Annotated in this window: 12 protein-coding genes; all 12 read right to left on the bottom strand. The window is 41.9% G+C overall.

Translation table 11 applies throughout. The features are described 5' to 3' along the window. Positions 1-3: 3 nt before the first annotated feature. On the bottom strand, positions 4-249 hold the full coding sequence (locus NFS34_RS10745) for a hypothetical protein (RefSeq protein WP_251360042.1): 246 nt from the start codon (positions 247-249) through the stop codon (positions 4-6). After that, a complete protein-coding gene (gene trpA, locus NFS34_RS10750; protein WP_251360043.1) occupies positions 194-1,096 on the bottom strand; it encodes a tryptophan synthase subunit alpha in 903 nt (300 codons plus the stop codon). The genes NFS34_RS10745 and trpA overlap by 56 nt, the downstream gene beginning before the upstream one ends. Then, positions 1,093-2,331, bottom strand: coding sequence for a tryptophan synthase subunit beta (trpB, locus tag NFS34_RS10755; RefSeq protein WP_251360044.1), 1,239 nt, complete (start codon positions 2,329-2,331; stop codon positions 1,093-1,095). Before trpB ends, trpA begins: the two co-directional genes overlap by 4 nt. Continuing rightward, positions 2,331-3,707 carry a bifunctional indole-3-glycerol-phosphate synthase TrpC/phosphoribosylanthranilate isomerase TrpF gene (trpCF, locus tag NFS34_RS10760; protein WP_251360045.1) on the bottom strand — a complete coding sequence of 459 codons (1,377 nt, stop codon included), beginning with the start codon at positions 3,705-3,707 and terminating at the stop codon, positions 2,331-2,333. Before trpCF ends, trpB begins: the two co-directional genes overlap by 1 nt. After that, positions 3,700-4,707 carry an anthranilate phosphoribosyltransferase gene (trpD, locus tag NFS34_RS10765; protein WP_251360046.1) on the bottom strand — a complete coding sequence of 336 codons (1,008 nt, stop codon included), beginning with the start codon at positions 4,705-4,707 and terminating at the stop codon, positions 3,700-3,702. The genes trpCF and trpD overlap by 8 nt, the downstream gene beginning before the upstream one ends. Then, positions 4,691-5,323, bottom strand: coding sequence for an aminodeoxychorismate/anthranilate synthase component II (locus NFS34_RS10770; protein ID WP_251360047.1), 633 nt, complete (start codon positions 5,321-5,323; stop codon positions 4,691-4,693). The genes trpD and NFS34_RS10770 overlap by 17 nt, the downstream gene beginning before the upstream one ends. Further along, a complete protein-coding gene (locus NFS34_RS10775) occupies positions 5,320-6,900 on the bottom strand; it encodes an anthranilate synthase component 1 (RefSeq protein ID WP_251360048.1) in 1,581 nt (526 codons plus the stop codon). Before NFS34_RS10775 ends, NFS34_RS10770 begins: the two co-directional genes overlap by 4 nt. 8 nt (positions 6,901-6,908) lie before the next feature. Then, entirely contained in the window at positions 6,909-7,931 is a 1,023-nt protein-coding gene (aroF, locus tag NFS34_RS10780) for a 3-deoxy-7-phosphoheptulonate synthase (RefSeq protein ID WP_251360049.1), read from the bottom strand. Positions 7,932-8,324: 393 nt separating this feature from the next. Further along, on the bottom strand, positions 8,325-9,035 hold the full coding sequence (locus tag NFS34_RS10785; RefSeq protein ID WP_251360050.1) for a ParA family protein: 711 nt from the start codon (positions 9,033-9,035) through the stop codon (positions 8,325-8,327). Positions 9,036-9,182: 147 nt separating this feature from the next. After that, complete coding sequence (locus NFS34_RS10790) at positions 9,183-9,605, bottom strand: type IV pilin protein (RefSeq protein ID WP_251360051.1); 423 nt, start codon at positions 9,603-9,605, stop codon at positions 9,183-9,185. 8 nt (positions 9,606-9,613) lie between these two features. Beyond that, on the bottom strand, positions 9,614-12,526 hold the full coding sequence (locus NFS34_RS10795; protein ID WP_251360052.1) for a pilus assembly protein: 2,913 nt from the start codon (positions 12,524-12,526) through the stop codon (positions 9,614-9,616). A gap of 26 nt (positions 12,527-12,552) precedes the next feature. Then, positions 12,553-13,107: a hypothetical protein gene (locus NFS34_RS10800; RefSeq protein WP_251360053.1), complete on the bottom strand. Its 555-nt coding sequence runs from the start codon at positions 13,105-13,107 to the stop codon at positions 12,553-12,555.

Genomic DNA, 13,107 nt, shown 5'->3' on the forward strand with positions numbered 1-13,107 from the left:
TATTTATTCGGGTTGCAGCTGCTCAAAAATATCCGCCAGCAAATCCACATCGCGGTCGCTCAGGCCATCGGCTTCTACAGCATCTTCAACAAATAGCGCAAACTCTGCAAACCATTCTAAGTCGGATAATTCTGCTTGCGGGATCAGATCCACCATCGGGATCAAATAACCAATTAAAAATAATTGTTCTTCTTCAACTTGCTGCTCCAGCTTGAGCAGTTCCTCTTTTATTGTCTCTGCTATCGACATCAATTGAGCCCTTATCTTGATTGTTACGATCGTGCGCTTTTAAAGCTTGCCTAGCCGCACTAGCCATAAGGTTGGCATAATCTGCAATTTTAGCAAGCATTACTTGTGGCTCATTATAATGCTGATTGATCAATTTCACTATGGCCGAACCGGTTATTATCGCATCAACACCAGCTTGTGCTGCTTGATAGACATGCTCGGGCTCAGAAATGCCAAAACCTTGCACCAAAGGTGGGCTACCTAAGGCTTTCAATTGAGCAATAAAGTCCAGATTGGCTTGAGACGCCGCGACTTCAGTACCAGTAATTCCTTTTCGACTTAACACATAGGTATAACCACTGGAGTTTTCAGCAATCAATTTAAGCGTTTGCTGATCAGCATCTGGCGGCGCAATATAAACCGTATCAATTCCGTGCTCAGAAGCAGACTTGGAAAATAAGGCTCCCTCTTGTACCGGGCAATCTGCGATCAAGACTGAATCTAGTCCCGCAGCACTGGCTTGTTGATAAAAACCATCAATTCCTTGCGCAAATACTAAATTGGCATACGTCAAAAGTCCTAGCGGCAGCTGCGGATACTTATCGCGAACCTGCTTGATTAGCTTAAAACCGTCCTTGATACTGAAGTGATTGGCCAAAGGACGCAGGCTCGCTGCTTGAATTACAGGCCCATCTGCCACCGGATCGGAAAAAGCAAAGCCCAACTCCAAAGCATCGGCTCCCGATTCGACTAGCCTCTCAATTATTTTTAGCGATAACTGATAAGTCGGATCTCCTAAAATCACAAAAGGAATGTAAGCTAGCTCAGATTGAGACTGCTTATGATTAAAGAGTTGTTGATACCTCATTGCTCGGCACTCCGTTGTCTCGAGTTTAAAATATCCATCACATGAGTAAGATCCTTGTCACCACGGCCAGACAGGTTGACGATAATGTTTATGGACTTGTTTGCATCTAACGCCATTTTTTTTGCATAGGCCAAAGCGTGAGAGGACTCTAGTGCAGGAATGATACCTTCCGTTCTTGATAGCTCTTGGAACGCTTCTAACGCTTCTTCATCAGTAATCCCCACATAATGCGCACGCCCCGTCTTCATCAAATGGACATGCTCAGGTCCAATGGCCGGGTAATCCAACCCTGCGGATATAGAATGCGATTCCACAATTTGTCCTTCGTCAGTTTGTAAGGTTTGAGTGCGCGCGCCATGAATAATACCCTCGCTGCCTTTTAACAAAGTTGCACCGTGAGCATTACTATCAAGGCCATGTCCAGCAGGTTCAACACCGATCAATTGTACCGACTCCTCTTTAATAAAATCTGCAAAGATACCAATAGCATTAGAGCCGCCGCCAACACAAGCAACTATCGCGTCGGGCAAGGTTCCAATCATTGATAAAATTTGTTGCTTGGCTTCTTCGCCAATAATCTTTTGATAGCTCTTGACCATTCTTGGGAAAGGATGCGGGCCAGCCGCGGTGCCCAACAGATAATGGGTATCGTCGTAGCTTGCTGCCCAGTCACGCAAAGCTTCGTTAATCGCATCTTTTAGGCTGGCACTGCCGTTATCCACCGGAATAACTTCAGCGCCCATTAGTTGCATTCGAAATACATTCGGCGCCTGTCGCTCACAATCTTTTTTACCCATGTAAATCGTTGCTTTCAATCCAAGCAAAGCACAAGCCAAAGCGGTCGCAACTCCATGCTGCCCCGCGCCTGTCTCGGCAATGATTCGGTTCTTACCCATACGTTTTGCTAGTAGCGCTTGCGCTAATACCTGATTAGTTTTATGAGCACCACCGTGCAACAAATCCTCGCGCTTTAAAAATACTTTAGCGTGCTTGCTTCTACCAAAGGTCATACACTCGGTTAAGGGTGTTGGTCTGCCGGCATAATCATTTAGCAAAGCGGTTAATTCATTTTGGAACGATTCATCTTCAAGAGAGTCTTCAAATGCTTGCTCTAACTGTTGTAAAGCGGGCATCAATATTTGCGGCACAAATTGACCACCATATTGGCCAATGTATGCTCCGTTAAAACCGTACTCATGCTCTGAAAATGTATTGTTTGATAATTGTGAACTCATTAGGCTACTCTTAATTTTTGGTAACTTCTTGCCAAAACTTTGGCATTTTTAAAAATCATCTCAATCTTATCTTTAGACTTAATGCCAACTTTCAACTCGCTACCACTGCAAATATCAATTTTTGCATAGCCAAGCTGTTTTAATAGTTGGACATTATCAGCAGCAACGCCGCCAGCCACCCTGATTTGCGATTGTTGAGATTGGTATTGCGGGCTTTGCAAAAGCTCCCAATCAAATCTTGTTCCAGTACCACCTTGTTGCTTACCAACTTGGCTATCCAACAACAACTCATCCACACCTTGATAATCAAGCAGAATACTCTTGCGGTTCATATGGATAACCTTTGAAACTTTAATCGCTGGATCTAGCTGTTGCTTTAACTCGGAAATATAGGCTTGGCTTTCATCACCATGCAACTGAACCTGCTGTAATTGATATTGCTGCACTTTATCTAAGACAAATTCTTGCGACTGATTCTGAAATACGCCAACTATAGGAAGCTTTGCTTTAATAACTTCGGTATGGATTTTTCGCTTAGAGCTTTCGGCAAAGATAATCCCCAAAGATGAACTGGGATTAGTCGCGACTATATCAGCATCCTCTTGATTGGTCACGCCACAAATTTTTATATCTCCATACACCAATTGCTTAGCCGCTGTTGCCAAATCTTGCTGCGCCATCAAGCTAGAACCCACCAAACAAGCATCGGCAAACGGAGCTAAACTTAATACATCTTGGTGATTATTTATGCCTGATTCGGTCACAATAATTTTATCCTGAGGGACTAAGGCTGACATAAGTTTGGTGATACTCAGCGAGGTTTGTAGGTTTTTTAAATTTCGATTATTAATACCTATAATTTCAGCATCTAACGCGACTGCACGCTTTAACTCTTGGTTATCGTGTACCTCCGTTAGCACATCCATATTGAGTCGCTTAGCTTCTGCAGCGCAAAGCATATACTCATGATCTGATAACACTGACATCATTAACAAAACCGCATCCGCGCCATAATGCCTTGCCTGCCTGACTTGCTTGGGCAACAAAATAAAGTCTTTGCACAAAATCGGTTTGCTGGTAGCGGCTCTTACTTGCGCCAATTTACTGAAACTGCCTTGAAAGAATCTATCTTCGGTCAGTACCGAAATTGCATCGGCATATTGGTCATAAACTTTGCTAATTTCGGTCAGATCAAAATCAGAGCGAATCAAGCCCTTAGAAGGCGAAGCCTTTTTAACTTCCATAATAAAACCGAACTGCGGCTGACTCAATGCTGCCTTAAAGCCACCCTGGCTCAGTGATAACTCATCAAAATCCGGTGTATTGCTGATTAGCTGGCGCTTGTAGGCGACTATTGTTTCTAGAATATTAGGCATTGGACAACTCCCTAATGGTTTCTACGTGCTGATAAACCTTGCCTGATAAAATTTGCTCTTTAGCCATAGCCAGCCCATCCTTTATAGATCCCACTCGATCGTTTAGGTAAAGCAAGGCACCACAATTTGCTGCCACCATGTCAAGGTGCGGCTGTGGCGCTTGTCCTTTAAGTAATCGAATCCCTGCTTGTAAATTATCGTCAAGACTGGACACTTGAATATCCTCAAGGCTATGTTTGTGAATACCTAAAGTTAAAGGACTAATAGTGAGTTTAGAAATCTTTCCATTATCGAGTAAGACAGCATCTGTGGTGTCGTGCACCGCAATCTCATCAAGCCCTGAGCCATTAACAATAAGCGCCTTTTTAGCACCAAGAATCTTCAAGATTTGCGCAAAAGGCAAGCAATACTTTTTATCATAAACTCCTAATAGCTGAATATCGGCATGCGCTGGATTGGCCAAAGGCCCAATTAAATTAAAAATGGTACGAGTCTTTAGCGATTGGCGAACTGGCATCACATGTTTAACACCTTGATGATAATCCGGCGCAAATAAAAAGCAAAAGTTGGTGGCATCGAGTAAATCTTTGCTCTGCTGGGGCGTTAAATGGGTATTGATGTTTAGAGCTTGCATTAAGTCAGAAGAACCGCATTTTGAAGAAACTGAACGATTACCATGCTTAACAAGCTTGATACCTAAACTGGATGCGACAAAAGCCACTAAAGTTGACACATTAATGGTGTTAAGACCATCGCCACCAGTTCCGCAGCAATCGCTAACCAAGTAGTCTCTTTGCGGAAATGCAACCGCCTGACGCCGTAATGCCTTTGCTGCGCCCGCAATTTCATCTACCGATTCTCCTTTGGTCTTAAGGGCTGCTAGCATTGCAGCAACTTGGGGCACTTCTAGTTGACCTGTCAATAACTGATCAAAAGAGCTAGTCGCTTGCTGTAGACTAAGATCTTGACCTTGATATAAAGTTTCAAGCAACTGCAGCATGGCTAGCTCCCGATTGATTCTGGTGTTTGTTAGTAGTCATCACCTGATCTACAAAGTTCATTAACAGCTGTTTACCATCGCGGGTCATAATGCTTTCTGGATGAAACTGCAAACCATAAACAGGATAATTCTTGTGCGAAACAGCCATAACTTCATCATCATCGGCTACCGCATCAACATTCAAAGCAGCAGGCAGCTTACAAGGCGACTTACCAGCTGAAAGCGAATGATAACGAGCAACAGAGATTGCATTATCGAATCCAGAAAACAATCCTTGAGCTTGGTGATTCAATTTGGATACTTTGCCATGAACCACTTGCTCAGCATGTTCAATTTTTCCACCGAAGGCTTCGACTATCGCCTGATGACCTAGGCAAATACCCAACATGGGTTTATGAGGATAAAACTCTTTAATCAAACGCATGCTATGTCCCGCGTTTGATGGCGCACCAGGGCCAGGGGAGATCACTAGTGCATCTACTTCTTTAATCAAGGCTACCAATTGCATATATTCAAGATCGTTTCTAACGATAGTTACATGGTGCCCTAATGATTGAAATTCATAAGCTAAGTTATAAAGGAAAGAGTCGTAGTTATCGATAATTACAAGTTTCACGCGACCTCCTTTTGCTTTGATTCCATTGGAATACAAGCATTAATTACAGGCAAAGCTTTATGGTACGTTTCAGCACATTCCTTTTTGGGACACGAATCATAAACAATGCCAGCTCCAGCGCTGATTGTAGCAACATCATTGCAGACATAAGCAGAGCGTATAACAATAGCGCTATCAAATTCTTGATTGGCATTAAAGACACAAACTGCACCGCCATAATAACCGCGAGCGGACTGCTCCAATTGGCGGATAATTTCGTTAGCCTTGATCTTAGGCGCTCCGGTTAAAGTACCCATATTGGCGCAAGCTCGGTAGGCGTCAAACATATCAAAATCTCGGCTAAGCTGCGCTTTAACTTCGGACACTAAGTGCATAACGTGCGAGTATTTGACTACAGCTTTGAGTTGGGTCACTTTTCTTGTACCACTTTTGGCAATTCGCGCAATATCGTTACGCGCTAAATCCACCAACATCATATGCTCGGCAACTTCTTTTTCATCACTAACCAGCTCATACTCGATCCGAGAATCTTCTTCACTATCGATACCCTTAGCAGTAAAAGCTCTTTTACGTGTTCCCGCGATCGGGTATAGACTTATCTCTTGATTAGCATCCACTTTTAGAGCACTTTCAGGACTTGCGCCTAGTAAGGTCCCTTGCTCAAACTGAATATAAAACATATAGGGACTAGGGTTCGATTGACGTAACTTGCCATAAGCTAGAAAAGGATCTTCGCAAGCCACTTGATAATTTCTCGATAGGACCACTTGAAATGCATCGCCATCAATAATTCGTTGTTTGGCTTTTTCTACTTTTTTAGCAAACTCCTGATCGGAAAGCGAGACGGTAACTAGCTCCGAATCTTGATCAGACTTTGCACTAACCAAGTTATCAAATTTAAAATTATGCTTATTGTCGCTAATTTGTTCTACAAGCCTGTGTTGCATCTGCTCTAATGCAACGCCTAGCCGGATCTTGTTTTTTGCGTTACTTCCAAAACCTTTGCAAATGAGCTTTGCAGATTGATTGTCTAAACTTTGAATTAATAGCTGATCAGCCACATAAAAACAAAAGTCATCCGTAAGCTTTTCTACCACAGGCAAGCTTTCGAATTGATCCACTAGATCAAAGCTACAGGCGCCAATTAAATTGGTCGATTGGTTATCTTCACGATTCTCCGCTTCACACTGTCGAGCTAAAAATTTCAAAATCGTCAAACTTGAAACAGACTTTAATCGCTCGAGCTCTTCAATGGACGTTGTTATTGATTTTAGCGTTAATGCAATGCTTTTTTGTTGGCGATTAATATCAAAATCCGCAGCAATTGTCTCTAGCTCTAAGTCCGCTAGCAAACTTTCTCCATTATCATTTAACGCTTCAATAGTGATTTCCGAGTTACGAGCACTGACTCTAGCCGCTGCAGAAATCATTAATAAAGATTTGGGGTTATGGTGAGTTCCCGCCTCTGCAGTTTCTAGCAAAGCCGTATGTGTGCTATTGCCGCCAGTTAACCTATAAAATGCTTGGTATGGCGACAAACTTAAGGGCAATTTTTTACTTAACGTTGTAACTTGCATTTTAAGACCTACTGCAGTTCTAGTTTTCGCCCACTGGCATGAATAAAGGGTGCTAATTGCTGAACAAGCTCTGAAAAATCGCTTGGCGATAAGGCTTGAGCAGCATCGGATACCGATTCTTTCGGCTCTCTATGACACTCAATGATTAGCCCATCGGCTCCGCAAGCTACTGCAGCTTTAGCCATTGGAGCAACTAAAGTTCTTACGCCAGTGCCATGAGATGGATCGACAATCACTGGCAAGTGGCTCTTTTCTTTAATAAATGCCACCGCATTTAAATCTAAAGTATTACGAGTGGCAGTTTCAAACGTTCGAATCCCACGCTCACAAATCATAACGTTTGGATTGCCTGTCGCTACTATGTACTCTGCCGCTAATAGCAACTCTTCTATGGTCGCCGACAAACCGCGCTTCAATAAAACCGGCTTATTAGTTTCTCCAACCGCTTTGAGTAACGAGTAATTTTGCATATTGCGCGCTCCAATTTGGATAGCAGAGGTATAATTAGCGACATCATCCAGATCTTTGATATCCATTAACTCCGTTATAGTATCCAGACCAACTTCTTTGCCCACCGATTGCATGATCTTTAAACCTTCAACCCCAAGCCCTTGGAACGAATAAGGGCTAGTACGTGGTTTAAAGGCACCTCCTCTTAACACGCTGGCACCGGCGGCTTTAACGTATCTCGCCGTTTCTAATAACTGATCTTCACTTTCGATCGCACAGGGCCCGCCCATAAGCGTAAATTGATCGGAACCCACTGGAGTGTCTCCAAGATTGATTACCGTATCTTGCGGGTATATTTCACGACTGACCAGTTTGTATTTAGTCAACACCGGTTTGATAAGGTCCACTTGCGGGTGATTCTCAAGATGAAGCGCTTGCAAAACTCGCTCATCACCCAAAGCCCCAATAACGGTTCGTTCGACTCCTGGCATATGTAAAGGCTTGAGTCCTGACTGCTCGATGCGATTTAAGATCTCTTGCGCATCACTTTCCGATGAGTCGGCTTTTAAAATAATAATCATATTGCTACCTGTTTATATTCCTAATTGCTATGCTTTTAAAAACTTGGGACATAAAAAAACCCGCTGGTGATAGTGACAGCGGGCTTTTGTATGTGAATAACTGATAACTCTCAGACACAAAGCCGCCGTAACCAGTTCCACCACCAGTTTTGAGCCATGTTTTGTACCAATTGAGTTATTCGTTTCATACTACTTCGTTCGATTCTAATTAATTCTAGCCATAAAAAAAGCCCGCTGATGCGAGCTTCTTGTTTATCTATTTGTCTATTTCAGATAAATGCAACTAAGCCCGCTACTTAAGTAACGTGCCACCACCAACTTTTAAATGCATTTAATCTTTTCATGAGGCTAAAGTAATCCAATCTCGAAACGCGGTCAAGCAATAAATCATATTTATTTTGTTTTAGCGAATTTATCGACCTGTGCTTCGGTTTTAATGCGGTGATTACCTTGTTTATCTAAAAGACGCTGAATGCCGGATGTTAAGGACCAAATTTCTATTTTTGCGGCCTGATCGTGCCACTCAGCCACCGTTAAACCTTGAGCAAAAGAGTCCAAATAAGCCACACGATTACCAAGCTTGGCGGGCAAATCTTCTATTTTTAGCACTTTCTTAGCTTCATCCACTACCGCCTCGGCCGAATTGGTTCTAACCCGATAGCGATTCCAGCAAATGCGCGTTTCTAGGTTTGGATTTATGGCTTTTGCTTCTTCAATAATTTCCGCCAAGTGTTTAGTCGACCAAACCTCAACTTGCGATGGACTTAAGGGGATCAAGGCTAAATCAGAAAGCATTACAACCGCTCGGGTTAGATTGGTAATTCTGGGGTGGCCGTCAATTAGAATGTAATCGTAGGTATCCAGATTATCGCGAACCATTTTTTGCAGTTGTGATAAATTTTTAGCGACTGCTATATCGAGGTTTTCGATAACATACTTATCGTTGCGAATTTGATACCAGGTATCGAGCGAACTTTGCGGGAAGTCCGTATCAATCATCAACACATTAGACTGATCGGAAAGTGTTGATGCAATATTAGCACATAAGGTTGTCTTTCCTGCCCCGCCTTTCATTTGGACAAAACTCACAATTTTTGCACGCACCCTCTACTCCCCAATATTTTTTTAACTTAGGATTTAATTCTACCTAACCTTAAAAAATTGGCAAGCCATCATCAGCTTAACAAGTGTAAACCACTGATTTACAATAAAAAAAGCTCCCGAAGGAGCTTTGATAGTCGTTATGGTTAGTTAACAGGTTGATCCTGATTCAGGCCAGCATCCATTGTTGGTTTTTGTCCAATTCTTTGCTCCTGACTGATTTATAGTCAAACTACCATCACTTGCGGGCTGAGATCCGGTTGGCGTAGCCGTTAACGTGTAAGTTGTTGCAGTAACATTGTCCACTCCAATATTGTAGTAAGCCGCTCCCCCCTCTACTGGAACTTGGCTAGGTATATCGGCATTGGTTAAACCTTGGTAACTAAAATTGTTATTGGCTTTATACCGTTCGGCAGCTTGAACTGCACTCATAAGCGCCGCCATCGCATCACCACGTTTAGTTCGAATAACATAGTTTTGATAAGATGGGATGGCTATTGCAGCCAAAATAGCTACAACAACAACTACAATCAAAACTTCTACTAAAGTAAAACCAGCTTTATACTTCTTCATCATAAACCCTATTCAGTTGTTTCACGCCATTTAGCAGTTTTAGTCTGTAGCAAGTCATCTAAGTCTACAGGAATAGTGCCTATTAAGAACTCACCATCGTAGAAAGTGCTGCCGTCAGGTTTAACACCAGTTTGAATAACACCTAACAAACCATCAACAATTGAGCCTAAAGCAGTATCCATAGATCTGTCAAGAGAAGTAACAACACCATCATTATCAAAGAAGTTATCAACAATTGGGGTCGAGTCTGCAATTTTCATACCGTAAATTCTGTTTAACCCTGTAGGCGGTGTACATACATCCGCACTTTGTTGCGGCGTGTAGGTTGTAAAGAATGTTCTTCCATTAAAGGTAGTTGAGTCAGACAAGATTTTTTCATTTAGATCAAGTGTTATATACCAGCCCTTATCTCCATCAGCAAATAGCTCCTGTTGAGTTTTAAAGTTGCTAGATGTTGGATCCGTATTGTTATTTAGATCAGTACTATTAATAGTGGTGGTAAATGTTTTCGTTGCAATCGACTCATCATAAACTAAATGAAACCTATCGGTTGTGCCCGTATCCAAAGGATGCGCTCGGTATCCGCTACCAATCCCTATCATTGCAAAGATTTTCCCATCAAAACTATCAAAAACTATATCAGGTCTATTATAAAAACGATTGTTACCGCTAAACCCACTTAAATCAGCGACCTTACCAGATTTAAAGTCAGAAGCACTACCGCTAAGAGGCATATCTACACGGTAGATTTTTCCTGAGATATCGGATATGTAGGCAGTGTCCAGAAACTCATCATTATTACTATCGATAAAGGTGATGTCAGCAGGAACACTCGAATCTATAAAATTATTTAAAGAGGAAATATCTTTACCGAAGTCCTCGCCACTTCTCCACTGGAGAATATGGAAACTGTTACCTTTTTGGCCACCAGAAGTAGACTGATAGGTATAATCATCATTACGATCATCATAGCCCCCTCCAAACATAACTACTCTTCTGTTGCCATTATATTTTAAGCGTCCCACTACAGGCTTTGACCAAGTTTGTCCAAGGTTAGGAATTTCAGTTATACGCTCATTATTATAAAATAAAGGAACGTTCGCAGCATCAACACCATCATTACCTATATCATCTCTAACAGTAAAGCGCATAATTGGCGCACCCGCCTTACTTACATCAAGAGCATAATAACGGTTTCCGCCTCGGCGCTCTCCAATATAGAGCATAGCTATGTCATTGTCAGGATTAGGTAATGCATCTACTGAATTATTTTTATTTCTATCTCGGATATAAACAGTGATATCACCGTCTAAGCCATAATCACGAAGATCTGGCGAAGATAAATCATAATTATTTTTCCAGTTCTTAACATTTTTAAACATTTGTCTTGGCATGAAAGACCAACGTAAATTACCTGTGCTAGGGTTTATCGCATGTAAGTAGCCTTGATTTGTGCCTACAAATACCGTTCTTTTATTAGCGTCATAATTTAAAACCGTTGGTCTAGAATGAAGAGGATCACCAAATCGATTTATGGTTACATCTTCTTCAGAAGGTTCTATATTCCCGTTATTATTTAAATCATAATCAGTAACGATTTGCTTTTCTGCTATCCATTTAAAATATTCTTTCGCTTCTGCCCTAGTGGTTCCAGTTCCAAATAATTCTTCAATTTGCGCATCAGATAACTGTGCTTCAAGCGCTTCATTAATTACATTTTTTGGGTTAGTGCTTAAGCCATTTGAAAATAAGTTTGAATAGACTAGGCCGCTATCATCAGATCTTGGGCCAGCCCCGCCATAAATAACATTATTACCATCTGTAGCTCCCCAGGCACTTGTTGCAGTATCTAAAAACTCACCTGTAGTTTGATCCACAGCAGGGCCACCAACATTATCAGGTTGGGCCGTATCTTCTGATCGAATTTCACCCTCTTTAATATAATATTTCTTTAAATTACCTGCCCAAACATTACTCGCGGAAGGGCGATACATGGCTAGAAAAACCTCATTGCCATTGGTTAAACGATTACTCTGACTAATCGGAACGCTTGGTGCAACAAAACCCGCTGATTCAGTATCGGTATCAATTGCAGACTGTAAGGCATCGATTAAACTCTGGGTATCATTAGCGGTGTTATAAGTACCGCCACCACGATTTTCAGCCATATCTTGTAGCCAACTGCTCGCGTTAGTATCAAACAACGCTAGTGCAATTGTGCTTACCGCAATAGTAGACTGTGTATTGCCTGCCACCTGAGGCGTAGTAGAAATATATTCGGCCAAGTCTGACATACAAGCTCGACCTGAGTTTGCGGTTGAACAATCATCAGGGACGCCATCATAGGCTCGAATGCCGTCTCTAACTGTGTCATTGAAACGTGTAGGCTGGCCATCAGTAATCAACACCATATTGTTCTTTAAGCTACAATTAGCTGTAATTGGGCTGGTAAAACCTGGTAAATCACCTCGAAAGTAGCGTGTTGCATCGTACATAGCACGACCTGTAGGCGTCGAACCAGCACCATCCAAGGCATTAATTTCAGTAATCAATCTTTGTCTTTGAGTCTCTCCTCCACCTAAGTCAAAGTCTAAGGCTCTCACTTCTTCGAGAATAACAGCAGTATCGCCACTATTAAAGCGCATGGCCCCGACCCTAGTGTTGTCCGGTAAACTATTTAAGAAGGCTGTAGTAGCCGCTTGTAAAACTTCCATTCGACTATCTTCGGCTGCAGTCGGATTTTGGTTATCCGCATAGGTTACCCAATCCATTGAGCCTGAGCGATCCAGTACCAACATAATATTTTGAGGCGTTGTTTGGCCGAAAAAAATCTCTGTGTCATCGCTTAAAACAGGTGCAGCCATAAAGACTCCTGTTAGCAATGACGTTATGAATACTTTTAAAAAACTTGATAATTTCATAATCTGTTCCTTAATATTTTATCCGGTTATAAACAAGAGGCTAGAGGAGTAGTAGCCCATTGGTTAATGTTTGTTTTGGAGTCATCGGCTGAATCTACACCATCATTGTCGTAATCTAGAAACCCAGTTCCAACTAATTCAACAGCATGACATTTAATCCCTGCACCAGCTCCTGCAGAATAACCTTGACAGAGACTTGCATCCGCACATCCACGATAGAAAGTTCTCGTATAAGCCGAAATACCAGACTCAAAACTTGTGGTACATGTTGCCAATGGCTTACCTTGACCATCAATACATGTTTTGTAACCTGTATTATGGTTCCTAAAATTGTTATTAGTATTAGTAACTACGGCGATAGCATTATTCCAAACCACAATATCTTCTCTTAAACTACCAAGAACCGCATTGTTTGCACTTTGCGCCGCATGGAAAGTAACACTCTTTTCTTGGATATTAATCGCCTGTTTTTCGGAGAGAATCCCTGAGCGCATAATTGCTAAACCAACGACGGTAAGTGCAACAAAAAGCAGCATTGTCATCAACAAAGAAAAACCTTTTTGGTTAGACATCATATTCAT

Source organism: Kangiella sp. TOML190, assembly GCF_023706045.1.
Classification (GTDB): Bacteria; Pseudomonadota; Gammaproteobacteria; order Enterobacterales; family Kangiellaceae; genus Kangiella.

What these genes read in the sequence shown, in the direction of transcription:
- trpB (WP_251360044.1), bottom strand. Translation starts at nt 2,331, where the DNA reads ATGAGTTCACAATTATCAAACAATACATTTTCAGAGCATGAGTACGGT.
- NFS34_RS10790 (WP_251360051.1), bottom strand. Translation starts at nt 9,605, where the DNA reads ATGAAGAAGTATAAAGCTGGTTTTACTTTAGTAGAAGTTTTGATTGTA.
- trpA (WP_251360043.1), bottom strand. Translation starts at nt 1,096, where the DNA reads ATGAGGTATCAACAACTCTTTAATCATAAGCAGTCTCAATCTGAGCTA.
- NFS34_RS10795 (WP_251360052.1), bottom strand. Translation starts at nt 12,526, where the DNA reads ATGAAATTATCAAGTTTTTTAAAAGTATTCATAACGTCATTGCTAACA.
- NFS34_RS10775 (WP_251360048.1), bottom strand. Translation starts at nt 6,900, where the DNA reads ATGCAAGTTACAACGTTAAGTAAAAAATTGCCCTTAAGTTTGTCGCCA.
- trpCF (WP_251360045.1), bottom strand. Translation starts at nt 3,707, where the DNA reads ATGCCTAATATTCTAGAAACAATAGTCGCCTACAAGCGCCAGCTAATC.
- NFS34_RS10745 (WP_251360042.1), bottom strand. Translation starts at nt 249, where the DNA reads ATGTCGATAGCAGAGACAATAAAAGAGGAACTGCTCAAGCTGGAGCAG.
- trpD (WP_251360046.1), bottom strand. Translation starts at nt 4,707, where the DNA reads ATGCTGCAGTTGCTTGAAACTTTATATCAAGGTCAAGATCTTAGTCTA.
- NFS34_RS10800 (WP_251360053.1), bottom strand. Translation starts at nt 13,107, where the DNA reads ATGAATATGATGTCTAACCAAAAAGGTTTTTCTTTGTTGATGACAATG.
- aroF (WP_251360049.1), bottom strand. Translation starts at nt 7,931, where the DNA reads ATGATTATTATTTTAAAAGCCGACTCATCGGAAAGTGATGCGCAAGAG.